The sequence below is a fragment of the Myxococcus sp. RHSTA-1-4 genome, assembly GCF_020037125.1.
GTDB lineage: Bacteria > Myxococcota > Myxococcia > Myxococcales > Myxococcaceae > Myxococcus.
This window is the reverse complement of the sequence record NZ_JAIQDG010000019.1, coordinates 121,062-146,987: the sequence shown is the minus strand read 5'-3', so window position 1 is coordinate 146,987 and position 25,926 is coordinate 121,062. Positions and strand designations below refer to the sequence as shown.

At 70.7% G+C, this 25,926-nt stretch carries 19 protein-coding genes; 8 read left to right on the top strand and 11 right to left on the bottom strand.

What is annotated here, in order from left to right:
* Positions 1–110: 110 nt before the first annotated feature.
* The 3 genes from K8638_RS25345 to K8638_RS25335 all read left to right on the top strand — a co-directional run bounded on the left by K8638_RS25345 (position 111) and on the right by K8638_RS25335 (position 4,913).
* Positions 111–2,360 (top strand): hypothetical protein, encoded by a 2,250-nt coding sequence (locus K8638_RS25345; protein WP_223757189.1) that lies wholly within the window; start codon positions 111–113, stop codon positions 2,358–2,360.
* Positions 2,361–2,362: 2 nt separating this feature from the next.
* Positions 2,363–4,558 (top strand): hypothetical protein, encoded by a 2,196-nt coding sequence (locus K8638_RS25340; protein ID WP_223757188.1) that lies wholly within the window; start codon positions 2,363–2,365, stop codon positions 4,556–4,558.
* A 61-nt stretch (positions 4,559–4,619) separates the two neighbouring features.
* Positions 4,620–4,913 (top strand): hypothetical protein, encoded by a 294-nt coding sequence (locus K8638_RS25335; protein WP_223757187.1) that lies wholly within the window; start codon positions 4,620–4,622, stop codon positions 4,911–4,913.
* A gap of 160 nt (positions 4,914–5,073) precedes the next feature.
* On the opposite strand, the gene K8638_RS25330 is transcribed toward K8638_RS25335, so the two are convergent.
* Positions 5,074–5,631, bottom strand: a complete 558-nt coding sequence (locus K8638_RS25330; RefSeq protein WP_223757186.1) for a hypothetical protein — start codon at positions 5,629–5,631, stop codon at positions 5,074–5,076.
* Between the two features lie 153 nt (positions 5,632–5,784).
* On the bottom strand, positions 5,785–8,577 hold the full coding sequence (locus tag K8638_RS25325) for a serine/threonine-protein kinase (protein ID WP_223757185.1): 2,793 nt from the start codon (positions 8,575–8,577) through the stop codon (positions 5,785–5,787).
* A gap of 396 nt (positions 8,578–8,973) precedes the next feature.
* On the opposite strand from K8638_RS25325, the gene K8638_RS25320 reads away from it, so the two are divergent.
* The 5 genes from K8638_RS25320 (at position 8,974) to K8638_RS25300 (ending at position 14,847) form a co-directional block, all read left to right on the top strand.
* The gene (locus K8638_RS25320) at positions 8,974–10,542 is read left to right on the top strand and encodes a hypothetical protein (protein ID WP_223757184.1); all 1,569 of its coding nucleotides are present in this window, start codon (positions 8,974–8,976) and stop codon (positions 10,540–10,542) included.
* Between the two features lie 14 nt (positions 10,543–10,556).
* Positions 10,557–11,648, top strand: coding sequence for a metallophosphoesterase (locus K8638_RS25315; protein WP_223757246.1), 1,092 nt, complete (start codon positions 10,557–10,559; stop codon positions 11,646–11,648).
* Positions 11,649–11,808: 160 nt separating this feature from the next.
* Positions 11,809–12,333 carry a hypothetical protein gene (locus K8638_RS25310; protein WP_223757183.1) on the top strand — a complete coding sequence of 175 codons (525 nt, stop codon included), beginning with the start codon at positions 11,809–11,811 and terminating at the stop codon, positions 12,331–12,333.
* A 697-nt stretch (positions 12,334–13,030) separates the two neighbouring features.
* A complete protein-coding gene (locus K8638_RS25305; protein ID WP_223757182.1) occupies positions 13,031–14,269 on the top strand; it encodes an AAA family ATPase in 1,239 nt (412 codons plus the stop codon).
* Positions 14,266–14,847: a hypothetical protein gene (locus tag K8638_RS25300; protein ID WP_223757181.1), complete on the top strand. Its 582-nt coding sequence runs from the start codon at positions 14,266–14,268 to the stop codon at positions 14,845–14,847. Before K8638_RS25305 ends, K8638_RS25300 begins: the two co-directional genes overlap by 4 nt.
* Before the next feature lie 55 nt (positions 14,848–14,902).
* Here K8638_RS25300 and K8638_RS25295 read toward each other — a convergent pair whose 3' ends face one another.
* The 9 genes from K8638_RS25295 to K8638_RS25255 all read right to left on the bottom strand — a co-directional run bounded on the left by K8638_RS25295 (position 14,903) and on the right by K8638_RS25255 (position 25,883).
* A complete protein-coding gene (locus tag K8638_RS25295; RefSeq protein WP_223757180.1) occupies positions 14,903–16,075 on the bottom strand; it encodes a zinc-dependent alcohol dehydrogenase in 1,173 nt (390 codons plus the stop codon).
* 11 nt (positions 16,076–16,086) lie between these two features.
* A complete protein-coding gene (locus K8638_RS25290; protein WP_223757179.1) occupies positions 16,087–16,932 on the bottom strand; it encodes an SRPBCC family protein in 846 nt (281 codons plus the stop codon).
* A gap of 292 nt (positions 16,933–17,224) precedes the next feature.
* The gene (locus K8638_RS25285) at positions 17,225–18,616 is read right to left on the bottom strand and encodes a hypothetical protein (RefSeq protein ID WP_223757178.1); all 1,392 of its coding nucleotides are present in this window, start codon (positions 18,614–18,616) and stop codon (positions 17,225–17,227) included.
* A 27-nt stretch (positions 18,617–18,643) separates the two neighbouring features.
* On the bottom strand, positions 18,644–21,580 hold the full coding sequence (locus tag K8638_RS25280) for a TonB-dependent receptor (protein WP_223757177.1): 2,937 nt from the start codon (positions 21,578–21,580) through the stop codon (positions 18,644–18,646).
* Between the two features lie 418 nt (positions 21,581–21,998).
* Positions 21,999–22,427, bottom strand: a complete 429-nt coding sequence (locus tag K8638_RS25275) for a biopolymer transporter ExbD (protein WP_223757176.1) — start codon at positions 22,425–22,427, stop codon at positions 21,999–22,001.
* Positions 22,428–22,439: 12 nt separating this feature from the next.
* On the bottom strand, positions 22,440–22,847 hold the full coding sequence (locus K8638_RS25270) for a biopolymer transporter ExbD (protein ID WP_223757175.1): 408 nt from the start codon (positions 22,845–22,847) through the stop codon (positions 22,440–22,442).
* On the bottom strand, positions 22,831–23,583 hold the full coding sequence (locus K8638_RS25265; protein WP_223757174.1) for a MotA/TolQ/ExbB proton channel family protein: 753 nt from the start codon (positions 23,581–23,583) through the stop codon (positions 22,831–22,833). The genes K8638_RS25270 and K8638_RS25265 overlap by 17 nt, the downstream gene beginning before the upstream one ends.
* Positions 23,584–23,617: 34 nt before the next feature.
* Positions 23,618–24,391, bottom strand: a complete 774-nt coding sequence (locus tag K8638_RS25260; protein WP_223757173.1) for an energy transducer TonB — start codon at positions 24,389–24,391, stop codon at positions 23,618–23,620.
* 220 nt (positions 24,392–24,611) lie between these two features.
* Positions 24,612–25,883: a glycosyltransferase family 87 protein gene (locus K8638_RS25255; protein WP_223757172.1), complete on the bottom strand. Its 1,272-nt coding sequence runs from the start codon at positions 25,881–25,883 to the stop codon at positions 24,612–24,614.
* Between the last annotated feature and the right edge of the window lie 43 nt (positions 25,884–25,926).

Genomic DNA, 25,926 nt, shown 5'->3' with positions numbered 1-25,926 from the left:
GCTGCCTGTAGCCGGGCCGCGGGTGTGCTTCGCAGGTGTTGCGCCGCGGCTCATGCAGGGCTGCCTGTAGCCGGGCCGCGGGTGTTCTTCGCTGAAGGGGGACTGGACCCATGAACAAGCCCGACGTGATGACGTCCGTGGTGTCACGGAGCCGAGCGCTCCTCCTGGCCATGCTGTCCTGTGCGTGCTCGGCGGGCGCGCCTCCCTCGGGCGAAGAGACTTCACGTGCGCCGGGCTCCGCCATGCACGCGGGAGCGGCGGACACGTCCGTCGCGGCGGCCTGGGCCTCCGGCACCGTCCTCAGCTACGGCGCGGACCCCGCCGAGGGAGGACGTCCCCCGCTGGAAGGGCTGGCGGAGGCCGTCTCGGACGACCGCATCCTCTTTGGCGAGCGGCTCGATGGCGCCGGCATGTCCGTCTCCCTGGTCCGCGCGAGCCCCGACGGGCTGCGCACGCTGGACCAGCGGGTGTTCGACCTCTACGTGGAGCGCTACTTCGGGAGCTGGGACTGGTCGGACCGGTTCTCCACCTTCTTCATCCCGCTGGGCGCGGACCGTGCCGTCGCCGTCGGGAGCCGGCAGCGCCTGGAGCTGCTGAGCCTGGCGGGAGACCGCATCACCCCGCTGTCGCGGTACGCGCTGTCCCCCGCCAGCGACAGCATCCTCTCCGGCGCGGGCCGGGGGGACCTCTTCTGGACGTGCTCCAGCTACTGGGTGACGGCCTGGCGCGTGGGGCCCGACAACGCGCTGAGCGCGGACAGCACGCGGAGCTTCGTGTTGCCGGGAGTGTGCCGTTCGCTGGCCCTCTCTCCTGATGGCACCCGGCTGCTCGCAGGCACCCAGCGCGGCTTCGTGTCCGTGGACGTGGCCCGGTCTCCGCCCTTCGTGGGCCGCCAGCACTTCCCCCGGCAGCCGTTCTTCCAGGTCCAGGGCCACGGCACGCTCGTGCTGGCCCAGGAGCTGGTCCCTTATGGCGGCATGGGCCGCATCCACGTGTTCCGCGCGGCCGACCTGAACGGCGCCACGGACCCCGTGCCCGTGAAGACCTTCGCGCCGCGGAGCACGCCGGAGGTCTGGGAGAGTCCCGTGGGATTCGTGGTGAACGACTCGGGGCTGCTCGTCGAGTGGTTCCGGGTGCGGGGCTCCACGCGCGCCTACGAGGTCGAGTCCCATGCGCTGACGGAGGCGGGGGTCTCGCCCGTGCGGAGCACGCTGCTGCTCCGGGAGAGCGACGAGGTGGGGCTCCACGTCTCGCCGCTGGGGATGACGGGGCGCGGGCGCCACGCCGTCGCGCAGCCGTGGCGCCGCGTGCTGGAGGTGGAGCCGTCCGGGGCGATGCGCTTCCTCACGGGTGTGGGGCACGGCTCCCTGGAGCGCCTGTGGGTGGGGGCGGGCGGAGACGTCACCGCGGTGGGCCCCTTCGCCGTGCACCGCCTCGCCCTCGAGTCCTCGGACGGGCCGGCCGTCGTCGGCGGGGGCATGGCGCTCGCGCCCGGGACGCAGCGGCTCCGGCTGCTTCCGAGGTCCGGCGAGGACGACACGTGGGAGCTGGCGACGGTGAGCGTGGGAGAGCCCGGCGTATCGCAGGAGTCGGGCACCGCGAGGCTGAGCTGCCTGCGGCCGGGCCTCACCGGCTTCCTGGAGGAGCGCGGGAGCGTGCGCGTGGAGGGAGGGCCGGCGGCGCTGGCCACCGCGCGGGGCCAGCTCTTCCAGGTGGCGCTGCTGTCCTCGGGCTCGTACCGCGTGCGGCGCTTCGAGCTGCCCCATGAGTGTGACGGGACGCTGCTGTCCCCGGCGGGCGAGGACCTCGTCCGGGGCGGACACCCGGACGGTGTGGTGCCCTCGGGCTGGACGCTCGCGGCGGACGCGGACCGGGGCGACCTGCTGCTGGGCGAGGCCTTCTATGACGGCCCGACGGCCAGCGCCCGCTTCATGCTCTCGTGGTTCTCCGGCGACTCCATCGACTCCGTCGCGCGGGGCGAGCTGCCCGGCACCACCGACCAGTTCACCGCGCTGGCGCTCGCCCGGGACAGGGCCCTGGTCATCGAGAACGGCCGGAAGGTGTACGTGCTGGAGCGCGAGGGCGAGCGCCTCGTCGTCCTCGCATACGAGGACCTGTCGCGGCGCCCGGAGCCGCTCGACGTCTCGCGCATCCTCGCCTTCGACGGAAGCGTGGCCTGGCTGGCCCTCAACTCGCGCCCGGTCGGAGTCATCGCCCTGAGCGCCAGCGACCTGTCCGTGCTCGCGCGGCACGAGACTCCCTCCTCCGTGCGCTCCATCGCCTTCACCGGTGGGCGGCGGGTGATGGGGATGAACAACGCAGTCACCGTTGCACCCGACGACTCACTCCAACCCAGGTGAACATGCACAGCCACACGTGTCGTCCCAGGAGCCGTTCGCTGTCCACCCTGCTGCTGGCGGGAAGCCTCCTGCTGGTGGGGGGCTGCTCGAAGTCGAAGGAGCCATCCGGGCCGAAGGCCCTGACCCACACGTCCCGCATCCAGTCCGTGGACGAGCTGCCGGAGACAGCGCCGGAGAACGTCACCTCGCGCTTCCTCCAGCGGCTCCAGTCCTCCGCCGGCCTGGACGAGGACTCGGTGGTCCACGTCACGCTGCCGCCGCCGAAGAACGAGGCGCTGACGGACAGCCTCGTGCGCATCGTCGGTGAGCCGGAGGACCCGCAGTTCCTGGTCCGCTCCGACGCGCTCGAGGCGCTGGGCCTCATCCCCGAGAGTCCGGGGGAGGGCACCTTCGGCCTCCTCGGCCAGCTAGACGGCGCCGAGGTGGAGCAGCGGCTGGAAGCGGAGGCGTTGCTCGCGTCCGGCGTGTTCGGCGACACCACGGAGCGGGCCGTCGTCTTCGAGGGGAGGACGCCCGTGGCGGTGAGCCGCGGCGTCGCGTTCGACCGGGATGGGTTCGAGGCCGGACGCCCCGTGGGGCTCAACCTCTGCCCGGTGCTCCCGGTCTCCACGGAGCAGGCGTGGGGCCAGTCGCTGTTCATCACCGCGAAGGAGGTCGTCCAGGACGAGACGCGCACGTGGGACCCGTGCACGGACACGGGGACGCGGGGCGGGCCCTGGACCTTCGCCTACCTGATGCGGGAGATGGCCGCGGCCTCGGGGCACTCGGCGGAGGACTTCGTGCTCGCGTGGCTGTCGCTCTGGCTCAACGACGTCGAGCTGAATGGGGACACGGTGGAGGCCCGCTCGGAGATGTTCGAGCAGGTCATCGTGCCCTGGATGCAGGCGAGCGGCGCGACGGCCCGGCTGGTGGAAGGCCAGGGCGGCCGCGAGGTGCACCTCGACGGGCCGCTGGACCTGGACGTCGCCCCCTTCCGCCTGCTGGCCATCGTCAACCGCCCGGACCTGGGCGCCGTGGGGCGCGGGCGGGGCGGGTACGGTGGTGGGATGACGGGAGTGCCCAGGGACGCGGGCGAGCTGCGCTTCGTCTTCGGCCTGGTACGGCCCGCGCTGGAGGGTGAGCGCACGGAGGCGACGTGTGAGCGCAAGCGCTTCACCGTCAACCTGGAGTACGGCGTGCCCGTCACCGGCTGCGGCAACGTGAAGCAGTGGGCTCGAAGGTGGACCCTCCTCAACACCTACCCGGGCTTCACCCCCGAGTACCTGACGGAGCTCCAGAGCCTCACCGACGCCGTCGTCCTCTCCGGCGCCGCGCCGGGCCGGGGCAACGAGAGCGCGCTCAAGCAGATCCGCACGAACGAGAACGTGCTGGTGGACAAGGGCCCTGGTGACGGCTGGGAGCTGCGCGAGTTCACGCTGACCGACGAGAACCCCGAGGAGGGCACGGACACGCCGTCCAGCGGCCTGCTGCGGCCGCACACGGTGGCGCAGACGCCGGATGACGAGCGCTACCCGAGCACCGGGAACAGCGCCACGGACGCCTTCGTGCTGGGGCCCGTGCGCGCGGGAATCGTGGCGCCGTTCGGGCCGCTGCCGCAGCGGTGCCGCTCCAGCTACACCGTCCCGTACACCTTCCAGGGGCAGCCCTTCCGCGGGGGCCACTCGCACATGATGCCGTATGCGTGGGAGGCCTGGGTCATCGACCCGGCGCAGCCTCTCGACGTCTGCGCGCGCCACGACTTCTCACTCAACACGTGCAACGGCTGCCACTCCGGTGAGACGGACACCTTCTTCACGCACGTGGACCCGGAGTCCGGAATCCCCGCGCAGCTCTCCCGGTTCCTCACGGGGGGCGGCCCGGGCAACTTCCACGAGTCGCCGGACTGGCAGAACGTCACGCCCGGCTGGCGGTTCATGGAGCTGGAGCGGCGGTTCCAGCGCCTGTACGAGCTGGCCTGGTGTACGTCCTGCATCCAGCTGCCCACGTTCCACCCGGAGCTGCTGTTCAGGCTCCAGGACGTGCTGGGCGTCGTCCCCATCGACCCGCTGGGCCTCCCGGAGGAGCCTCCGTTCGAGGTGGGCCCCATCCACGACCTGGAGCAGGTGCGGCAGCTCCTGGAGCTGCGCGGTGAAGGGCTCACGGGCTTCCAGGACCAGCCGGTGGACGGCATCCGGGAGGTGGAGTCCTTCGTTCACTGACACGACGGGGGCCCGGCTTTCGTGCTCAACTCGCTCCAGGGTCTCCTTCCTGGAGCGAGTGGTGGACGAACGGCTTCCCGACCACATCCGCGCGCACGAGCGCTCCAACCAGCACCGCGACGAGGTGCTGGCCAGCGCGCTCTGCGGGTGCTTCAACTGTCTGGCCACCTTCTCCCCGGAGCGCATCCGCGAGTGGGTGGACGAGGACGAGACGGCGCTCTGTCCGGAGTGCGGCCTGGACACCGTGCTGGGCTCGGGCTCCGGCTTCCCCATCACCCCCGAATTCCTCCGGAAGATGCAGGCCTACTGGTGCGCGGACACGGAGTCCGGCGACATGGCGGACGAGGAGGAGTGAGGCATGTACGTTCCCCGCCACCAACAAGGGCGAGGCGGACCGCGAGCTGGCGGGTAGTCCAAAGACCCGTGGGCCCGGTGCCGGCCTCGGCCCCGCGCCCACGTGCCTTTCCCGTCCTTGTCGAACCGGGCCGCCATGCTCCCGCGGCCCACGCTGGCCCTTACGGCAGGAAGCGAGCAACCACCGGCCACTTCGCGGAAGCCCCGGCGCGCATGTTCAGCAGCGCGGTGATGCCGATGACCCCCGCCATGGCCGCGATATTGACGATGCCCATCACGTCGAGGGTCTTCATCAGCTTGCGGGCCTTGGAGGGCGTCTCCTCGGAGGGAGTGAGTCCCGTCTCGGCCGGCACGGCGCCCTCCGGGGCCTGCGCCGCCAGCCTGGCGCCGCTGAAGATGTTGGCCGCGCCCAGGGCGAGCGTCGCGCCCAGCAGGATGTCCTTGGCGATGACCAGGCCGCGCGTCTCGCGGTCGATTTCCCGCCCCGACAGCTTCGAGCGGCCGATGAGCCATGTGATTGCCGCGGTGCCGACGGAGACCGCGTTGACGATGTTGAAGCCGTTCCAGGCTGCGTTGGCCACCTGGCCTCGCTCCTCCTTGCGGTCAATCACCCTCACCGCCGGGTTGAGGGCAATCTTCCCGAACAGGGTTCCGCCAAAGCCGGTCGCCAGGCCGAGGTTGTGGAGGACCAGGGCAGCCGAGGAAAGCACAGGCACCATCGTGACACTCCGCGTAATGGGTGAACGCCCATGAGGGTAGGCATCTCCCCCTCGGCGGGAGCGTGACGCGGCGGACACATGGGCCACGGCTCCGGCGCAGGCCTGGAGCCCTGAGAAGACGCGGGGGCCCTGTTCGCCCGCTTGCCCTCGTGCCTAGCGTTCCGAGCGGCGCGAGCCCTTGAGGGCCTCGGCGCGCTCCTTGCGGGACATGGCCGTCACGTCGACGATGTCCACCTCGATGGCGCCCTGGTTGTCCGCCACCTTGCTGTCGGGGAAGGTGCAGCGCAGGTCCTCGGTGCCGGTGACCTGGTAGCGCTTTCCCGTCTCCAGCAGGCGGTGGGTGGCGCGCACGGAGCCGGCATCCGGACCGCGCTCCACGCACAGCACCTGGCGCACGCGGCCGTTGGCGCTGGGGCGCAGCTCCGCGAAGTCGTCGCGCACGGTGAACAGGTAGGTCGAGCGCGGGTTGAGGCCGCGCAGGATGACCTGATGCTCGGGCTTGAGCTGCAGCGCGTGCTGCTTCGCCTCGAAGGTGACGGAGCGCGGGGGGATGTACGCGGACTGGCGGATGTTGACGCGGATGGAGCCGCTGTTGTCCTCCGGCCCGTTGTCGTCCAGCGCGAACACGTGCAGCTTCCGGGCGCCCTTGATGGTGCGGGGAGACGCGCCAATCAGCCCGAAGCTGTTGTCCGCGGGCAGGTCGCCCTCGGCGAAGTAGGCCACCGTCCCGGACGCCGTGCCCCGGCCCTCGGCGAGCGCGGCGGTGCCCTGCGTCCACACCGAGTACGCGGCACCCGGGTTCAGGTCGATGGTGGCGGTGGTGTACTCGGGAATGGGCGTGGCGTTGTACATGGGCCGCAGCACCAGCAGGCGCGTGGGGTAGTCCACCTCGTGCATGGCGCGCAGGGTCGCGTCGGGCCCCGGCTCCCCGGCGTCCTCCGGGTTCGCCGCTTCCGTCGTGGCCTGGGGGACGCCACCGTCCGCGGCGACGGCCTCGGTGGCCACGGCCACGAGCTCGGCACCGGCGTCCGCCTCCACGGCGGCGACGGGCACCACCGGGGGCGGGGTGACCGGGGGGGCCGTCATCGGCTGCAGCTCCGCGTTCACCGGCTCCACCATCTTCGACGTGGGGGTGAAGCGCCGCGTCCAGGCCAGGTGGCCCGGCAGCGTCAGCACCAGGGTGTTGGCCTCGCCGACGATGACGCCCTCCACCATGAGGGGCGTGCGGCCGACGACGTCCCGGTCATTGAGCTTCACCAGGGCGCCGGAGGGCTTGGAGGTGACCCACAGCGTGGTGGTGGCCTGGGCCTCGCCGGGGATGATGTCCGACTTGAAGACGAAGTTGTAGAGCAGGCCGACGAAGAGCACGCCGACGGCGAGGCCGAAGAGGGTGAGGCTCAGCGTGCGCACCTGCTGGTGCCGCTTCGAGGCGCGCGCGGCCTCCTCGCGGGCGAGCTGCTCCCGGGCATCGTCGGCGGTGGTGCGGAAGCCGTTGGGGCCGCGCGCGGGCGCGTTGCGCGCGGTGCTGGTCGCCACCCGTGCCGCCTGCTCGTCCAGGTCGACGGCGGGCACCTCCACCGGCGTGTCGCGCGGGGCGGCCAGCGTGGGAATCACGGCCGCGGGAATGCCACCGGCGTCGGTGCTCGGCTCGTCGGGCAGGTCCGGCACGGGTGGGGCGGAGCGGCGGCCACCGCCTTCCAGGCGGGGCATGCTGGAGTTCGTTCCCCGGCGGGGGCCGCCGGCGGCGCTCGTCACGCGGCGGATGGCGGGGTTGCTGGTGGTGGGCCGGCGCGGGGCGCCCTCGCCGCCGGGCTTCCCACTGTCACTGCCGGGCCTGCCGCCGTCGCTGCCGGGACGCGCGCGCACGCCGGGGCTGGAGGGGCGCTGGCCGTTGTTGCTGGAGAGGGGCCGCGCGCGCCCGCTGGAGGGCTCCGTGGCGCCCGTCTGCCACGCGGCGAGCTGCTCCTTGAAGGCGGGCGTCACCTCCGCCTTGCGGCCCTCGGCGGCCAGCTCCTCGGCGAAGAGGAAGGCCATGAGCTGGGACAGCAGCGCGGGCGTGAAGCGCGGGTTGTCGCGGTAGAGCAGCTCCACCAGCGACGCGCTCATCTCCTTCGCCGTCTGGTAGCGCGTGTCGCGGTCGATGGCCATCGCGTGGGAGATGACCGTCTCCAGCTCCGCGCTGACGGAAGGGTTGAGGGAGGACGGCGGCAGGCAGTCCCCGCTGATGATGCGGGGCAGCACGGCGACGAACTCGCCTTCATAGGGCCGTTTGCCGCACACCATCTCGTAGAGGACGACGCCGGCGGCGTACACGTCGGTGCGCGCGTCCAGGTCCTGCCGTCCCTGGGCCTGCTCGGGGGAGAAGTACGGGTACTTGCCCTTGAGGGTGCCGGGGGACGTCTTGGCCTCGACGACGCTGGTGGCCTTGGCGATGCCGAAGTCGATGACCTTGACCTCGCCCTCATAGGAGATGAGGACGTTGTCCGGGGACACGTCGCGGTGGACGAGGCCCATCTCCTGGCCGTCCTCGCCCACGTGGCGGTGCGCGTAGTCCAGGCCGTCACACAGCTTGCTGGCGATGTGCAGCGCGAGCGGCTCCGGGAAGAAGCCCATGCCGGCCTTCTGCGCGCGGCGGAGCACCTTGGACAGGGGCTGGCCCTGCACCAGCTCCATGGCGATGAAGTACTGGCCGTCCACCTCGCCGAAGTCGAAGACCTGGGCGATGTTGCTGTGGCTCATGCTCGCGACCACCCGCGCCTCGCTGATGAACATCTCGACGAAGTCGGTGTCATCGACGAAGTGCGGGAGGATCTGCTTGATGACGCAGGGCTTGGTGACTCCGGCCGCCCCGGTCATCCGGGCGCGGTAGGTGACCGCCATGCCGCCCGCGGCAATCTTGGACAGCAGGACGTATTTGCCGAATTGCTGGGGGCTGGGTTCCGCCACGGGTGCTGGGCCAGGGAAGATGATGAGGGAGGTTGAGCATACTCCCCTTCCGGAGAAAATCCCGGAACCCGCTCGCGCCGCACGCGAAGTTTTCGCTGGGGGTGATTGGATCTGCCGGGGGAGGGGCTGATTGGAGAATCAGGTGGATGACTCACGGGGAGCCGGGGAGCGTGGGCTGGGGCGCCTGGACCCTGGGGGTAGTGAGGGCGGTAGTCCCCTGGAGGTTGTGTAAGCCCCTGGAATCAGGGGTGGCGGGGGGAAGTGAGGCGGGCTGTCAGGTGGCTTCACACTTCTTCAAGCGAGTCCCCGGGCGCGAGGGCGGTTGGTGGTTATGTAGGCCGGCACGCCCGGAGGGAGGAGAGGCCCGTCCCCCGCTGGAGAAGGAAGGCGAAGCCGATGGTGCTCGAGTCGCCCCCGCGCTCGCGGTGGGCCTCCCTGGTCATGATGTGGGTGCTGGCCGCGCCGCCGTCAGCCGCCCGGGCTCAGTCCGCCTTCGACCTGCTGTCGCGAGGCCCCGAGCTGGGCGGCATGGACGTGCCGAGCGACCTCCGGCGCCCAGCGAGGGCGCCGCCCATTCGCATCGGCGTCGAGCAGGGACTCGCCGTCCATCCGCTGGAGGCGGCCGCGCCGGCGGGAGCGCTGGCCTCGGTGCGCGAGGGGGCCGTGGAGGTTTCATCGGCGGCGGACAGGCTCGCCGCCGAGGTGCCCCCGGTCGAGGTTGTCTCGACGGTCCCCCCGGGCACGCCCGCCGAGGCGGCAGCGCCCGAGGCCGCCCCGGTGAGACATACGGACGCGTCCGACGTGCCCGCTGGTGGCGGCGCGAGCCCGGCTGGAGACGGCACCGGCGTATCCGCGCCCCAATCCGGCGTACCCACCCAGCTGCCCGGGCCGCTCTCGCCCCAGGTGCGGCCGGGCGCCGGTGCTGGCGTGCTGTCTCCGGGGCTTCCTCCGCTGTCTCCCTTGCAGCCGCGTCCCTCCTTCCAGGTGCTGCCCGCGGCGGCGTCGGTGCTGCCGGGGCTCCTCTTCCACGGGCTCGGGCCGTGGCTGGCGGGAGACGGGCACACCGCGAAGCGGCTCTTCGCGCTGGAGGGCACGGGCCTGGGGCTCATCGCGCTGGGGGGCGTGCCCATCGCCTTCACGGGAGCGTCGCGGCGCACCATCGCTCCGCTGTACGCGGTGACGCTGGCGGGCTTCAGCGTGTTCGGCATCTCCGCGCTCGCGAACCTCTACTCGGTGACGTCGCCGGCCTTCGACCCGGGGCAGGCTCCGCTCACGCTGCCGCCGCTGGAGCTGGAGATGGGCTACCAGTACGTGAGCGACCCTGCCTTCGACTATGGTCACTTCGTCTCCCTGGGGGCGCTGGCCCGCTTCGACTCGGTGCGGCTGGAGGGGAGCGCGCGAGTCTCTCCGGACGAGGGCAACACGCAGGTGCGGCTGGGTGGTGCGTACCGGCTGGTGGGCGAGCCCGAGCGCGCGCTGCGTGGCTGGGACGGCACCGCGCTGGACGCGGAGCTGTTCGGCCTCTACCACCGCTTCCCCACGGAGGGCTTCACCGCGTCGGGCGTGGAGGTGGCCCTGCGAGGACGTTACGCCATGGCGCGGGTGAGTCCGGCGCTGGCGGGCTCCTTCGCGGAGGCGAGCCTGGGCGCGTCGTTCCAGGGCTACAGCTACCCGGGCGCGGTGAGCGACGGGAACCTGTCCGAGCAGCTCCTCTTCACCTTCGGGTATGGCGTGTGGCTGGGGCGCGGAGGGCCGGTGCGGGGCAGCGCGATGCTCTATTACGACCACCGCAAGGACGACTTCGCGGGCGGCATGCGCACGCGCGGCGGAGGCGTGGTGGGCAGCTTCGGCCTGCGGGGCCGCGCGCTGCTGACGGAGGACTGGGGCGTCGGCGCGGAGCTGCAGGCGGGCGGAGCGCTCGTGGGCCGGCTGTCACTCATCTACGCGGTGGGAGGTGAGCCGTGAGGCGCGCGGGAGCCATGGGAGCGGTGCTGGCGCTGCTGGCGGCCGGCTGCATGCGGCCGGCGGAGAATCGGGCGGTGCGCGACTCGAAGGTGGGCCGCGCCGAGAGCGGCGGCATGTCGCTGGAGGTGGAGGACGGGCTGGCGGCGGTGCGCAACCTGGCCGCCGGAGAGCTGACGCTCTGGGGCAATGCGCCGGCGTTCACCGCGCGCGCCACGCTGTCCGCGGACGCACCGTTGGACTGGCTGCTCACGGTGCGCAACGCGATGCCGGACGCGGAGCTGGTGGCCGAGGCCGAGGGTGGCGAGCTGCTCGCGGTGGAAGCCCTGCCCCAGGCGCTGCCCACGGTGAGGGCGTGGCGCGTGGGGCTGCGCGCGGGAGCGACGGTCCGCTTCACCGTGGCGCCGCCGGACTGGCAGACGCGCGAGCCGTTCCGCTTCGTCGCGCTGGCGGACGTGCAGGAGGCGCTGCCGCGCGTGGGCGACATCTACGCGCGGATGCGCCGGGACGACTCGGTGCGCTTCATCCTCTTCGCGGGGGACCTGACGGAGGGCGGCAGCCGGGAGGAGCTGCTGGAGTTCCAGGAGCGGCTGGAGGCGGGCTCGAAGATTCCGCTGTACGCCACGCTGGGCAACCACGAGACCTTCTCGAAGGACGCGGAGGAGTACACGGCGCTGGTGGGCCGGGGCAGCCAGAGCTTCACCTTCCGGGGCGTGCGCTTCTCGGTGGTGGACTCCAGCAACGGCACGCTGGACCCGGTGGTGGAGGAGCAGCTCGACGGGTGGCTGGCGGCCTCGCGGGACGGGACGCACGTGGTGGCGATGCACGTGCCGCCGCAGGACCCGGTGGGGCTGCGAGGCGGAGGCTTCGCGAGCCGGGGCGAAGCGGCGGGGCTGGTGGGGAAGATGGCGCGCGAGGGCGTGGACCTGACGCTCTACGGCCACATCCACTCCTACTACTCGTTCACCAACGCGGGCATCCCGGCCTTCATCTCCGGCGGAGGCGGCGCGATTCCGGAGACGTTCGACGGGGTGGGCCGGCACTACCTCGTGGTGGACGTGGACGCGAGCGAGGGGCTGCGCGAGGTGTCGCTGGTGCGCGTGGACTGAACCGGCGTGCGCTGGCACTGAACAGGGTGCCGGTGGCCGGAGTCCGGGAGGAAACGCGCGCGGGGCCGACTTTTCGGCCCGGCAGCGTACCCTCTTGATCTGACACTGAACCTATGTGCAGATGGGTGGCCCTTCCCGCACGGAGCCAGGAGGCCCGCCCATGTTCGATTCGAACGAGAACGACCCTATTTCCCCGGCGCTGCGCGCGCTGCTCGAGCTGTTCGCCACGGACCTGGCGGAGGTGCGCTTCCCGGACGTGGATGGCGAGGTGCTGGGCGACGCGGCGGCGGTGGTGCGTGAGAAGGCGGAGGCGGTGGCTCGGGCGCAGGCGGCGCTGGAGGCGGCGCGCCAGGCGCTGCACGAGAGCCAGGACGCGCTGTTGCAGAAGGGCCAGCGCGCGCTGGCGTACGCGCGGGTGTTCTCCGAGGACAACGCGGAGCTGAGCGCGAAGCTGGAGGGCATCAGCCTGCCGCGCTCGTCGCGCAAGGGCGCGCGGGCGGAGGGCGCGGTGGCGGAGCCCGTCACGGCGGCCTCGGGCAGCGAGGAGAACGCCCCGAAGCGCCGCGGCCGTCCGCCGAAGGTCCGTCCCGCGACGGGTGGGTCGCTGTTCTCGGACGGCGCCACGCCCGAGGCGCTCGCCGCCGCCGCGCACGAGTCCGGCAACGGCGTGCTGCCCACGGCCTGATTCAGGACGCGGATGAGTCCTGCCGCGTTGCCTCTCGCGGCCACGCAGTAGCAGGAGCCGCATCTCGGGCATGTTCGGACTGCCCGGAGCATGAGGGCTCGCGAGGCCTCGGGCCGTCTCCCAGGCCACGACTCCCGCCATCTCGTGCCCCGGCCGCTCATCTCCGGAACGGAACGTCCATTCCGGGGACCTGTCAGGCCCCCATCGTTCATGGCCTTGCCTCCCCGGCATGCCAGCCCCGGGCCGCCCATGTGCGGAATGGAACGTCCATTCCGGGGAGTCGCCAGTCCTCACCGCTCAAGGCTCCCGCCTTCCCGCCATGCCAACCCCCGGGCCGCCCATGTGCGGAATGGAGCGTCCGTTCCGGGGGGACTTGCCAGTTCCTCGCTGGTTCCGGGCGGAAGTCGTGCCGCCCGGCCGCGAATAGGCAGGTGTCCGGGGTCATGCACGAGCGCCGGGCTTTCCGGTGAAGTGCCCTTCGGCCCGGTGCCTCGCGGAGGGAGGTGCCGGATCGTCGTGTTCAGGCCGGGTTTGATAAGGAGCGCTCGGGCACGGCCTTATTTTAAGAATTGGCCTGTTTTTGAAATAAGGAAGGGCGTGGTCGGCCGGTATCTCAGCCGGCCCCAATAAGGACCGGAGGGCGTGATGCAGGTGGGCCACCACGTTGGGATGACTCTGCCAGCCGAGGAGGCCCGCGATGCTTGAGCGTCTGGAACTGGAGGGAGTCGGACCGGGTCCGCGCCTTTCGTTCACCTTCAAGCCGCGACTGAACCTGCTGACGGGGGACAACGGGCTGGGCAAGACGTTCGTGCTCGATCTCGCGTGGTGGGCGCTCACCGAGCATGGTTTCTCGAATGAAGTCCCCGCCCTGCCCAGGCCGGATTGGAAGGGGCGTCCCAGAGTCAAAGCGACCGTGAGTGGACGGCACGGGAGTGAAGAACTCAGCTGCTCGGTGCCACGAGTCAAACCGGAGGAGGTGTCACTCGTACCCTCGAATTCGGGGTTGACGATCTACGCACGTGTCGACGGCGGATTCTCCGTTTGGGATGAAGTTCGCAACGATTGGCAGCGGGAACGGCCGAGCCTGCCATCTTACGAGTTCTCGCAGGATGAGCTGTGGAACGGCCTGTCACAAGATGGGAGGACGTTGTGCAATGGCCTCATTCGTGACTGGGTCTCGTGGCAGATCCGCGGGTCCGAGCCCTTCCAGCGCCTGAAGCGTGTCCTTGATGTTCTGTCGCCGGGCGTTGGCGAGCCGCTTTCGCCGGGAGAGCCGACGCGCACCAGTATCGAAGACGTGAGGGACATCCCAACGTTACAGATGCCCTACGGGCTCGTTCCGCTGACCCACGCATCCGCTGCTGTGCGACGCATCGTCGGACTGGCGTACCTGTTGGTCTGGGCCTGGGAGGAGCATGTCCGGGCAGCCAGGCTTCTGCGTACACCAACAGCCGACCATGTCGTGTTGCTCATCGACGAAGTGGAGGCGCATCTTCATCCCCGCTGGCAGCGCCTCATTCTCCCGTCGTTGCTCGATGTGGTCCGAGCACTCCAGGAAAACGTCCCTGTCCAGGTCATCGCCGTCACTCACTCCCCGTTGGTGCTGGCCTCCATCGAACCTCGCTTCGATGAGTCGCAGGACGCGCTCTTCATGTTCGACCTCGTGGGCAACGAGGTGAAGGTCACCCAGGCGGACTGGCGTCCTCGGGGGGATGCCAACGCGTGGCTCACCTCGGAGGTCTTCGACCTCAAGGAGCCCCGGTCCGTGGAGGCCGAACAAGCCATCACCCAGGCAAAGGCCGCGCTCAAGAACCCGAGCCTCCCGGTCGAGGAGGTCCGCCGTATTCACAACGAGCTGCACCGGCTGCTCAAGGATACGGACCCCTTCTGGCCACGCTGGCTCGCCCGGGCGGAGGCGGCGGGCATCGACCCATGATTCCTGTTCAGCCCCAGCCCGAGCCACCGGACTTCGACGCATGTGTCCGCCAGCCTGGTCGCGAGGAGCTGGCCAGCCTGGAAGGCGAGCTCAGGCCGCACTGGCGTCGGTGCGCCACCCAGCTATGGGACGCCTACCGAGGCGTTTGCGCCTACTCGTGCATTCATATCCCGCGTGGTACAGGCGGCGTCTCCGTCGACCACATGCTGCCCAAGTCGAAGCGCAGAGAACTCGCGTACGAGTGGCGCAATTACCGGTTGGCGTGCGTCCGGATGAATGCGCGCAAGAACGACCTGGAAGACGTGCTCGACCCGTTCGAGGTGCGGGACGGCTGGTTCGCCCTCGAACTCTCCACGCTGGAGGTCATCCCGGGAGACGGGCTTCCGGAAGAGCTGCGCCAGAGAGTCCAGGCGACCATTGACAGGCTGGACCTCAACGACAACGAGTTCGTCCGGGCGCGCACTGCGTACTATGACGACTTCCGGAATCAGGATGTGAGCTTCCGATTCCTTCAGAAGCGCTTCCCCTTTCTGGCACGGGAGTTGGTCCGCCAGGGCCTGTTCAAGCCCCAGGAGTAGGGGACGAGCCGTCCGGAACCTCAAGTCCCGGACGGCCCCTGGTACGCGGGCGCCGTCAGTTGGGCAGGAACACCGCCCGCACGCACCCGTCCAGCTTCTTCTTGAACAGTTCGTACCCGCGCGGCGCGTCCTCCAGAGAGAACCGGTGCGTGGCGAGGAACGACGGGTCCAGCTCTCCCTTCACCACGTGCTCCAGCAGGCGCGGCAGGTACTTCTGCCCGTGCTGCTGCGCGGCGCGCACCGTGAGCCCCTTGTTCATGATGGTGCCGATGGGGAACTTGTCCATCACCCCGTAGACGCCCAGGACGGACAGCGTCCCGCCCTTGCGGCACGCGAGGATGGCCTGCCGCAGCGCCTCGCCCCGGTCCGAGTGCAGGCGCAGCGCCTGCTTCGTCCGGTCATACGCGTACTCGACGCCCGTGCCGTGCGCCTCCATGCCCACCGCGTCGATGCACGCGTCGGGGCCGCGCCCGCCCGTCAGCTCCTGCAGCACGTCCAGGACGCTGTCCACCTCCTCGTAGTTGATGGTCTCCGCGCCCACCTTCTCGCGCGCCAGCTTCAGCCGCTCGGGGAAGCGGTCGATGCCAATCACCCGCTCGGCGCCCAGGAGGAAGGCGCTCTTCTGCGCCATCAACCCCACGCCGCCGCAGCCCCACACGGCCACCGTCTGTCCCGGCTGGATGCCGCAGAAGTCCGCGCCCATGTACCCGGTGGGGGCGGCGTCGGAGAGGAAGATGACCTGCTCGTCCTTCAGCCCCTCCGGTACCTGGAAGCAGTCGGTGTCCGCGTGGGGCACACGCACGTACTGCGCATGCGCGCCCGCGTAGCCGCCGAAGGCATGGGTGTAGCCGTAGATGCCGGCCGTCGGGTAGCCGAACACCGGCTCCTGCAGCTCCGCCTTCGGGTTGGTGTTGTCGCAGAGCGAGTACAGGTCGTGCTGGCAGTACCAGCACTGGCCGCAGCAGATGAAGGACGGCACGACGACGCGGTCCCCCTTCTTCACCTTCGTCACGTCGCGGCCCACGTCGACCACCTCGCCCATGAACTCGTGGCCGATGATGTCCCCCTGGCGCATCGTCGGGAGATACCCGTCGATGAAGTGCAGGTCCGAGCCGCACGTCGTGGACATCGTCACCTTCACGATGGCGTCGTGCGGGTTGACGATGCCCGGGTCCCCCACCGTCTCCACGCGCAGGTCGTTGATGCCGTTCCAGCAGAGTGCTCGCATGGCCAGGTCCCTCAGTCGGCGTAGCCGCCCTCGCGAGCGGCGGGGTTGTGTCGCGTGGTGGCGATTTCGCCCGTCTCCACGAGGCTCTTGAACCGCTTGAGCGTCTTGTGCGCGAGCGTGGTGGGCACGCCTCCGAGGAGCTTCATCGCGGCGTCACCGAGCGCGCCGCCCGGCGGCTGGAAGCGGAAGCGCAGCGTCACCACCGTGCCCCAGTCCGCCGGGGCGGGGCGGAAGCGCACCCAGCCCTCGTTGGGCAACTCCGCGCCCTCGGCGGACTCCCAGCGAAGGAATTCGCCGGGGTGCTCCTCCACGACGTGCGAGTCCCACTCGAGCGTCCGGCCGAAGGGGCCCTGCACCTTCCAGTGCTGGAGGTCCGGCCCCGTGGTGGTGACGTCGGCGAAGTGGCCCATCACCTTCGACAGGTTCTCCGCCACGCGCCAGAGGCGGTACAGCTCGCTCGCGGGCTTCTGGATGGTGATGGAGCGCTCCAGCACCGTCTTCGCGGCCGGCGCTCCCGACACCACCGCCCTGCGGATGCGGAGGCCGGGCACCCTGCCGGCGAGCGTGCGCCCGCGCGTGCCCCGGTAGATGAGCCCGCCTCCGGCGAGGGCCATCGCCGCGCCTCCGAGCGAGCGGCTCTGGAGCCCCATGGTCAGCAGCGCTCCGCCCACCATGGCGGAGGCCATCTGCCTCACGCGGCCCGCCGTCTCCCGCCCGGCGCCGGCTTCCCGCTCCCCCGGCCGGCGCGCCACCTCGATGTCGTGCCCGCCCCGCCCCGGAGAGGTGTCCGCGGGTGGGACGGCTCCCCGCGTGGTTCGCGAGCGGGAAGCCGGGGACTCCTGTGGTTTGTCGGCCATGAGCGCTGTCTCCTCCTCCAACGAGCGGGGGACGCGGTGCCGGATGCACCCCTGCGTCAGCAGCAACGTTGGCGGGGGATGGCGCGCGGACAACCCTGGCGGGCACGGGGAGGAAGAGCGGCCCGCTGGAGCGGCCGGCACCAGGGCGGGCGGCCCGGCGCCAGGGGCTTCCGAAAACCACGGCCCGGTCACATGCCCTCCCGGAGCCCCCTCCGTGAGTGACGTGTGACCGGGCCGTGGGACCGGACCTCCGCCCGTGCATGGCGTGAGGTCCGGCTCGATGAGGGCGGGGTTACTCCGCCGGGAAGGCCGTCCAGCCCTCCGTCCAGTCCTCGGCGCCGATGGCGCCGATGAACCGGGCGTTGGCGTCGAAGAAGCCGTCGGAGGGAGGCGAGCCCGCGCGGTCCGCGTTGAGCGCCGGAGAGCCGGCCCTGGGCGAGAAGTCCGGCCTCGCCAGGTCCAGCGCCGCATTGAGCTGCGGGTCCACGAGCTGGTTCTGGGTGCTCGCCTCCATCAGGAAGCTGCCCTCTTCGAAGCCGCCGTCGTTGTTCACCACCGCGCCGCTGCTGTTCCGCTGGAACTCGGCGCCCAGCGTGGTGCCCGAGGTGACGTTCGCGTTGTCGAAGAAGATGCTGTTCTTGATGAAGAGCGGGTGGGTGGTGCTCGTCGTGCGGCTCACCGTGGCGGCGCCGTCGATGTCCACCGCGCCATCGGTGAAGTAGGCGACGATGAGGTTGCTCATCTTGCCGGCCGTGCCGTTCTTCAGGTGCATGCCGGCCTGCGTCTTGCCCGCCTTGCCCGGCTCCGCATTGGAGCCGATGAGCGTCACGTTCCACACCTCGGGCGTGGAGACGGGCGAGGAGTTGAGCGCGTCGTTCGGGTTGTTGTCGGACTCGAAGGCGAAGTTACCCACCTCCGGGTTCTGCTGGACGATGAGGAACTGCACCTTGCCGCTGTAGCCGAAGTCCCAGTCCAGGCCGTCGTCGTCCGGCTGGGAGACGAGGATGTGCTTCAGGTTGGCCGTGCCGCCGAACATCTCCACGCCGTCATCCGCGCCCTTGTGGACCTGGACGTAGTCAATCTCCGTGGCCGAGCCGCAGCCACCGGCCGTCAGGCCATTCAGCTCGTTCTTCTCGGTGAGCTTGAAGCCGGCGAACTCGATGCGGACGTACTTCAGCTTGCCGCAGTCATGCGCCGCGTCCTGGCCGCCATAGGCGATGCCGGGCTGGCTGGCCGGATAGCCCTCGATGTTGGCCGTCGTCGGGTTGCCGTTGGTGTCCTTGACGTTGATGGGGGCCTTGCCGAGCAGCACCACGCCGCCCCAGTTGCCGGGGCCGCGGCTGCCCTCGGCCTTGGAGCTGGTGAAGACGATGGGCTTCTCCCGGGTGCCCACCGCGTTGATTCTCGCGTTGGTGGTGACGGCCAGCGAGCTGCCCCCGTCGCCCTTGATGACGGTGCCCGGCTCGATGGTCAGCGTGCCGGACTCCACGAAGATGTGGCTCTTCAGCACGTAGGTGTTCTTCGCCTCCCAGGTGGTGTCACCGGTGATGTTCTGGGTCACCTCGACGGTCTCCCCCGGCTCCGGCTGGGGCTCGACTTTCGGGTCCTCCTTGTCGTCACCGCAGGCGGCGAGGTTGACGGCCACGAGGCTCCCGAGGAGCAGGTTCTTCCAGGTCGGCTTCATGAGACTTCTTCCTTTCGGAGAGAGGAACTACAGGCTCCAGCCGAGCGAGGCGGAGAAGGCCGCGCCGGGGCGGTACTTGAGGACTTCCAGGTCGCCCTGCTTCAGGACGACGAAGCGGTTGAGGAGGTTGGTGCCGGTCAGCTTCAGATGCATGCCGCGGCCCAGGTCCTGGCTGAGGGCCAGGTCCACGCGGTGGAAGGGCTGCTCGTACACGTCGGGCACGCCGGAGATGCCCACGTCGGAGATGCGGCGGCCGAACACGTTGTAGAGCAGGGACAGCTCGGTGCCGCTCTGCGCGCGCAGCCAGCCCAGGTTGACGTTGACCACGTACGGGGACTGGCCCTGCAGCGGGCGGGTCTGGCTGGTCTGGAGGCCGCCCTCCTGCAGCTCGATTTCGGACTGGGTGAGCGTCAGGTTGAAGCCGGCGCGCACATTGGAGAGCGCGGGGGTGATGCGGCCCAGCGTGGTGCGGGCCTCCAGCTCCACGCCGTAGCTGGTGGCGCCCTGGGAGTTCTCGAAGCTCACGTCGCGCTGGGCGGGCGTGACGATGATGCGCTCGATGGGGTTCTGGAAGCGCTTGTAGAAGACGCTGGCGGCCAGCACCTCGCTCTCGCCGGGGAACCACTCGGCGCGCGCGTCCAGGTTGTGGATGCGCGTCTCGCTCAGCCCGGGCTTGCCGGACACGCTGCGGCGCCGGACGAAGTCGTAATAGAGGATGGGGGCCAGCTCGCGGAAGGTGGGCCGGGCCAGCGTGTAGCTGTAGCCGGTGCGCAGGTTCACCGCCGGGGTGAGCGCGTAGATGAGGTTGAGCGCCGGCAGCACGTCGCTGTAGGTGCGGTCCGTGTTGGTGGCCTGGTAGGGGTTGTTCGCGTACGGGCTGCCCGTCTCCAGCTTCTGGACGCTGGCCTCGTAGCGCACGCCGGCGACGATGCGCAGCGGGTCCAGGGTGCTGATGTCCGCGTTGACGTAGCCGGCGTAGATGCCCTGGGTCGCCTCATAGGCGTCCTCGGCGTTGGTGTTCTCCTCCAGGCCGATGCCATTGCCGATGTTGCCCGAGGCGAAGATGTCCTCCGGGCCCTCGAAGACGACGCCGAGGTTCCCGCTGGTGTACCGGAAGCGGAAGCGCCGCATGTCCAGCGAGCGGTCCGCCTGCTGCGCCATGGCGCCCACGCGCAGGCGCACCGTGGACAGCGGGAACGTGGCGTTGACGCTGGCGCCGTAGGACGTCTCGCCCAGGGTGCTGTACCAGCGCAGGCCGCCCGGGTCCTGGCGGAAGCGGTACTCGGACTGCGACGTCAGCTCGTAGGTGAGGCTGCGGGTATCCGGGTCGTCACGCTGGACGTAGGAGAGGTTGGCCTGCCAGTCGAGCTCCATGTCGTTCAGCACGCCCGACAGGCGGTGGAAGCCGCGCACCTGGTTGAAGGTGAGCATGCGCGCCAGGTACTCGGAGGAGGTGTTGCGGAAGGTCTCGTTGGACTGGTCCTGGCCCGTGGTGACGCGGGCGCGGCTCTCGCCGGTGCGGGTGAAGAGCGAGAAGACGGACAGCTCCATGTCACGGTGCGGCTGGTAGCCGGCGCTCAGCAGGCCGCCGAGGCTGGCAATTTCGGCGCCCATGACGCTCTCGGAGCTCTCGTCCACCTGGACCCCCTCGCCATCCGTCTCGTCCAGCGTGGTGCCGATGAACTGCGAGCGCTGCAGCACCTCGCGGTGGCTGTAGTTGACGGAGGCCAGGTAGCCCAGCCGCTGGTTGTCGAAGCGGAGGGTGTCGCCGACGGAGACGCCCAGGCCCATGTTGACCAGCGCGCGCTTGGAGCCCGTCGTCCAGGTGTTGGGGAAGTCGCGGGCGATGGTGTTGACCTCGTCGCGCGTCAGCCGGTTGAGGGGCCGGTCCGTGGGCACCGAGTCCGGCAACGCACGCGTGCCGTCGTCGAAGCCGAGCCAGTCCAGGCTGCCGCCGGCATAGGTGTTGCGAGTCTGGAAGGTGGCCAGGCTGTCGCCGCTCAGGGTGAGGCGGGGCTTGAGCTCGAAGCTGGCGGGGTAGTTGTTCGTCTCGATGAGCAGCGCGCCGCCCGCGAAGGTGCCGGGCATGTCGGCGGTGTAGCTCTTGTTGACGTTGAGGTTGGCCAGCAGGGCCGTGGGGAAGATGTCGAGCGGCACCGCCTGCTCGTCCGGCTCGGGACTGGGGAGGATGGCGCCGTTGAGCAGCGTGGTGCTGTAGCGGCCACCCAGGCCGCGCAGCAGGACGTAGCGGCCGTCCACCACGGTGGCGCTGACCACGCGCTTCACGGCGTCGGAGGCGCTGGAGTCGGGGGTGCGGGCGATTTCCTGCGCGCTGATGGCGTCCGACACGGCGGCGGCCTTCTTGCGCTCCTGGAGGAGGGCGCCCTCGGCGCGGCGGTCCGCGCGGGCCTCGACGACGACCTCCTGCACCGCGCCCACGTCCGCGCTCAGGGCGACGTCCAACTTCGTGGCCTTGCCCTGTGTCACCACGACGCCGGTGATGCGGCGGCCCTGGTACACGTCATAGAAGACGCGCAGGTCGTACTTGCCGGGCGGCAGCGCCAGCCGGTAGTTGCCGTCCAGGTCGGTGAGGGCCTGCTTCTGCGCGCCCGTCACCACCTTCACGGTGGCCTCGATGAGGCCCTCCTGGTTGGCCTCGTCCACCACCCGGCCGTGGATGCCGGTGAAGCCCGCGGGCGGCTCGGCGGACTCCGCGAGCATCGCCTCGTCGGACATCGCGTCGCCCTCGGAGGCGGTGGCCTCGGACGGGACAGCGTCGCCAGGCTGCGCGATGGCGCCATCGGCGGGGGCGGTGGGCTGCTGCGCGGTGGCGGTGCCGGCGGGGGCCGTGGGCTGCTGGGCCGTCGCGCCGTCAACGGGAGCCGCGGGCTGCTGCGCGGTGGTGCCGTCCGCCGGGGAGGCGGGCTGCTGCGCGGTGGCGACACCGGTGGAAGGAACGTTCATTCCACCCGGGGGCGCGGCCTGGGCGCCCGGGGCGGGAGCAGTGGAAGGAACGTTCATTCCACTCTGAGGCGCGGCGGAGGCGCCCGGAGCGGCAGCCGTGGAAGGAACGTTCATTCCACTGACGGGGGCGACCGTGCCGACCGGCTCGGAGGGCTGCGCGGTGGTCGGGGACGTCACGGATTGCCCGGCGGGCGGGGCCGCGACGTCCGAGCCGCTCACCTGGGCGAGCGCGGACGTGGTGAGGAGTGCGAGCGCTGCCACGAGGGCGCGCGAAAGGCCGTTGCGAGACAACACGACTCTCCTTGCCGGCGGTCGGCGCGCGTAAAGAACGCGACACGCGTGGCTTCTGAATGGCTGGGCTGTGACGATTCAGGCGGCGGCCCGCAAACTCGGGGTCACGGGCCGCCGCGGGGCTTCTTCAATCCGCGAGCTTGTCCGGCAGCACGCCGATGGTGATGTCCCCGCCACGGGCGAGGTCCAGCGCATCCATCGCGGTGCCGTACGGCACGTCATCACCGGCGTCGAAGAACACAATCTTGTCCGGGCGCGCGTTGAGCATGCGCTGGAGGCGGGCCACCACCTGCTCGCGGGGCACCTCCTCCCGGTTGATGCGGAGCACTCCGGCCTTGTCCACCGTGAGCACCACGGGGGGCAGGGCGTCGGGCGGAGGCGGCTGCGGCTCCTCCTGCTTGTCGGCCTTCGCGGGCACGTTCATCCACATCTGCTTGGTGAGCAGCGGGGTGACGACCATGAAGATGATGAGGAGGACGAGCACCACGTCCACCAGCGGCGTGACGTTCATGGACGGGCGAAGCCCGCCCTTTGCGCCTCCGAGGTCGAATGCCATGGCGTTCGGCTCCTATCGCTTCTGCTTGTCGACGACCTGCAGGTTGATGCCGGGGAAGCCGATGTCCTGCATGGCCTTGAAGACGCCGCGCACCTCGGAGTAGCGCACGCCGCGGTCCGCCTTGAGCACCACGGGCGAGTCCGGCTTCTCCTTGTGGAGGGCCTTCAGCGCGTCCATCAGCGCGTCGCGCTTCAGCTCCTTGCGGTCCAGGAAGAAGGCGCCGTTGGAGGCGAGGCTCACCGTGGTGGGCTCCAGCTCCTTGTTCTCCTTGTCCGGGTTCGTGGCGACGGGCAGCTCCACGTTGGCGCCGGCTTCAATCTGGGGCGTGACGACCATGAAGATGATGAGGAGGACGAGCACGACGTCCACCAGCGGCGTCACGTTCATCTCGGGGGTGATGGCCCTACGCGGGGTGGACATCGCGAGACTCCTTGCGAGCCGCCAGCTCAGGACCCGTGGCCACCGCGGCGCCGTTCGTCACGGTGGCCTTCTGAGGGACCAGGTCCTCCAGGTAGTCCATGAACTCGCTCCGGGCGGCGTCCAGGGAGAGCTGGAGCGCGTCCGCGCGGGTGGACAGGAAGTTGAACATCAGCACCGCGGGGATGGCGACGAGCAGGCCGAGCGCGGTGACGACGAGCGCCTCGGCGATACCGCCGGACACCGCGCCCAGGCCGCCGGAGCCTTCGCGGGCGATGCCGGAGAAGGCCTCGATGATGCCGACCACCGTGCCGAGCAGACCGACGAACGGAGCCACCGAGCCCACGGTGGCGAGCACGGACATGCCGCGGCGCACGTCGGCGCTGACGCGCTCGTTGATGCGGACCAGCTCGCGGCGGGTGAGCTCCACGGGGCCCAGCTTGCCGGCGGGGGCGCGGGACTTCGCGAGGTAGGTCTTCATGCCGCCGCCGAGCAGCATGGCGAGGTGGCTGCCCTTGGTGCCCTCGGCCTCCTTCACCAGCGCCTCATGCTGGTGCTGGGCGAGGAACTGGCCGGCGCGGCCGGCGAAGTGCTTGGAGATGGAGCGGGAGCGGAAGAAGACGAAGAGGCGCTCGAAGAACACGGCCAGGGACGCGACGGCGAAGAGGACGAGCGTCCAGGCGATACCCAGGGCGAACACGCCCATGTGGTTGTAGATGTCCCTGAGATTGAAATTCATGACGGTGTGCTCCTGGGGGCAGGGCGGGTGAGACCTAGGACTTGAGACGGAAGGGGACCTTGAAGATGCGGTAGACGGCGGTGGGGCGGCCCTCGACGATGGCGGGCTTGAAGCGCCAGCTCTTCACGGCCGCGAGGGCGGCGCTGGCGAAGGGCTCGTCACCGCGCATGACCTTGAGCTGGGTGACGCGGCCGTCCACCTCGACCACGCCCTTGAGGATGACCATGCCCTCCAGGCCCTTGGTGCGGGCCTCGGTGGGGTACTCGGGAATGAGGTTGGAGGAGAGCGGCTCGGGCGGCGTGGCCGACTCGGGGAGGTTGATGGGGGCCGCGCGGCCGCCGCCGCTGGAGATGCCCTCACCGGTGCCGGTGCCACCCACGACGCCGCCGGGGACGAGCGTGCCGGTGCCACCGACGGCGATGGGCGCGGCGGCGACGATTTCCTGCTCGGCCTCGGGAGGCTTGTCGAGCGGCACGGTGGTGGGCGCGACGATGGGCGCCGGGGCCACGGTGGTGGGCGCGGGAGGGGGCGCCTTGTTGGCGACGGGCGGAGCGGGCTTGGGGGCCAGCTTCGGCTTCGGCGGGGGAGGCGGAGGCTGCGGCTTCACCTCGACGACGGGAGGTGGAGGCGGGGGCGGGCGGAAGACCACGTCCGTGCCCTTCTTCTCCTGGATGACCTCGCGCACCTTGCCGGCGGCCGACACCGCGGCGACGCCAATCAGCACGAAGACGCCAATGGACGCCGTGGTGGAGAGCGCGAACCGCCGCGCGGAGGCGACATCGGTTGCGCTGTCGAAAGTTTCGAACATGGCTGGTGCGCATATAGCGGTGCCATGTGTCATGGAGGTCCGGGGCCCGTAACACTTCGCCCTCAAGAAGATGACGGAAGCGTCACGACGCCCGGACGGCTGCTCTCGCGTGAGACAGGTGTGACGGCGGCTTCACGCGAAAGAAAGGAACGTCACGGAACTCCCCCGTGGAGTTCCGGGCCGTTGGCGTGACGGTGTCTCCCGGCAGGTGACGGGAGCGTCACGGCGCGCGCATGCCGGTGAGTGTGCGCGGCAGGTGTGACAGCGCGCCTCCCGGGAGCACGGCGCGAGGCGCGCCGGCACGGCGTACCTGCCACAGCAGGGCGATCATCAGCGCGGAGTAGACGATGGCGAAGGGGCGCCGCAGCAGGACGTGGCGCGACAGCTCGGGCCCGAGGCCCGAGTCGGAGACGAGGGCTCCGGTGAGGGTGATGAGCGCCACGAGGGCGAGGTTGAGCGGGTGGCGGCCCTCGGAGGCGGCGCGCACCAGGGGCCAGGCGAGCACGTAGTTGGCGCGCCAGGCCAGCGGTGACAGGAGCGTCACGCCGAGGCAGCACAGGGCGAGCAGGTCCGCGGGGCCGGGCCGGGCCCACAGCACGGCGGCGAGGAAGAGGGCGATGGCGAGCCCCTGCGCGACGGTCATGCTCCCGGGAGGAGGAATGGACTCCGCGGGCAGCACGAGGGACAGCAGCAGCGTGGGCAGGCCCTGCGCGTTGGGTGCCAGGGCCCAGGGCGGCGTGGTGCGGGCGAGCGTGTCGCTCCAGAGCTGGAACTGGGTGAGGGTGCCGTCCCAGCCATAACGGGCGAGGGTGGGCAGCGCGAGGGCGAGGCCGAATGCGGCGGTGGCGCCGATGACGCGCCAATGGCGGCGCCAGAGGAAGAAGAGTCCGACGAGGGCGGCGGGCGGCTTGAGGAGGACCGCGACGGCGAAGGCGGCGCCGGGACGCCAGACGTGGCCGCGCTCGGCGCCGAGCGTGGAGAGGACGACGAGCAGGAGGAGGACGGCGTCGACCTGTCCGTAGAACAGCTCGAAGGTGAAGGCGGGGAGGAGGGCGAAGGTGGCGAGGCCGGGGCCCCACGCCCAGGGCGTGGCCTCGGTGGGGCCGGGTGCGGCGCGGGTGGTGAGGCGGGCCACGAGCCACAGGGCCACGATGGAGCCCAGGTTCCACAGGGCGACGGCGGCGCGCGCGGGGAGGACGGTGAAGGGGATGAAGAGGGGCGCGGTGATGGGCGCGTACTTGAACGGCATGGTGCCGTCGGAGACGCGGTAGAGGTCGGTGCCCTCCAGGAAGCGCTCGGCGGCGGTGAGGTAGACGCGGAAGTCCACGCCGCGCCGGGGGTGCTGGCCCACGGCCACCGCTGCCACCGCGAGCACGGCGAGGACGAGCCACCAGAACCAGCGGGCCCACTTGTCGGAGGTACTTGCGTCGAGTGAGGGCCCCGGCGAGGCGACGTTCATCGAGGAGGGGGGAGGAGGGGGAGGCGGCACCATTTCATGCCAGCCGCCGCGCGGCAACGTCAGCACCTTTCCGCGA

Bases quoted from the DNA above. Each gene is read 5' to 3' on its own strand.
- K8638_RS25345 (WP_223757189.1), top strand. From the start codon at position 111: ATGAACAAGCCCGACGTGATGACGTCCGTGGTGTCACGGAGCCGAGCG.
- K8638_RS25340 (WP_223757188.1), top strand. From the start codon at position 2,363: ATGCACAGCCACACGTGTCGTCCCAGGAGCCGTTCGCTGTCCACCCTG.
- K8638_RS25330 (WP_223757186.1), bottom strand. From the start codon at position 5,631: ATGGTGCCTGTGCTTTCCTCGGCTGCCCTGGTCCTCCACAACCTCGGC.
- K8638_RS25320 (WP_223757184.1), top strand. From the start codon at position 8,974: ATGGTGCTCGAGTCGCCCCCGCGCTCGCGGTGGGCCTCCCTGGTCATG.
- K8638_RS25315 (WP_223757246.1), top strand. From the start codon at position 10,557: ATGGGAGCGGTGCTGGCGCTGCTGGCGGCCGGCTGCATGCGGCCGGCG.
- K8638_RS25310 (WP_223757183.1), top strand. From the start codon at position 11,809: ATGTTCGATTCGAACGAGAACGACCCTATTTCCCCGGCGCTGCGCGCG.
- K8638_RS25305 (WP_223757182.1), top strand. From the start codon at position 13,031: ATGCTTGAGCGTCTGGAACTGGAGGGAGTCGGACCGGGTCCGCGCCTT.
- K8638_RS25300 (WP_223757181.1), top strand. From the start codon at position 14,266: ATGATTCCTGTTCAGCCCCAGCCCGAGCCACCGGACTTCGACGCATGT.
- K8638_RS25295 (WP_223757180.1), bottom strand. From the start codon at position 16,075: ATGCGAGCACTCTGCTGGAACGGCATCAACGACCTGCGCGTGGAGACG.
- K8638_RS25290 (WP_223757179.1), bottom strand. From the start codon at position 16,932: ATGGCCGACAAACCACAGGAGTCCCCGGCTTCCCGCTCGCGAACCACG.
- K8638_RS25285 (WP_223757178.1), bottom strand. From the start codon at position 18,616: ATGAAGCCGACCTGGAAGAACCTGCTCCTCGGGAGCCTCGTGGCCGTC.
- K8638_RS25280 (WP_223757177.1), bottom strand. From the start codon at position 21,580: ATGAACGTTCCTTCCACCGGTGTCGCCACCGCGCAGCAGCCCGCCTCC.
- K8638_RS25275 (WP_223757176.1), bottom strand. From the start codon at position 22,427: ATGGCATTCGACCTCGGAGGCGCAAAGGGCGGGCTTCGCCCGTCCATG.
- K8638_RS25270 (WP_223757175.1), bottom strand. From the start codon at position 22,847: ATGTCCACCCCGCGTAGGGCCATCACCCCCGAGATGAACGTGACGCCG.
- K8638_RS25265 (WP_223757174.1), bottom strand. From the start codon at position 23,583: ATGAATTTCAATCTCAGGGACATCTACAACCACATGGGCGTGTTCGCC.
- K8638_RS25260 (WP_223757173.1), bottom strand. From the start codon at position 24,391: ATGTTCGAAACTTTCGACAGCGCAACCGATGTCGCCTCCGCGCGGCGG.
- K8638_RS25255 (WP_223757172.1), bottom strand. From the start codon at position 25,883: ATGGTGCCGCCTCCCCCTCCTCCCCCCTCCTCGATGAACGTCGCCTCG.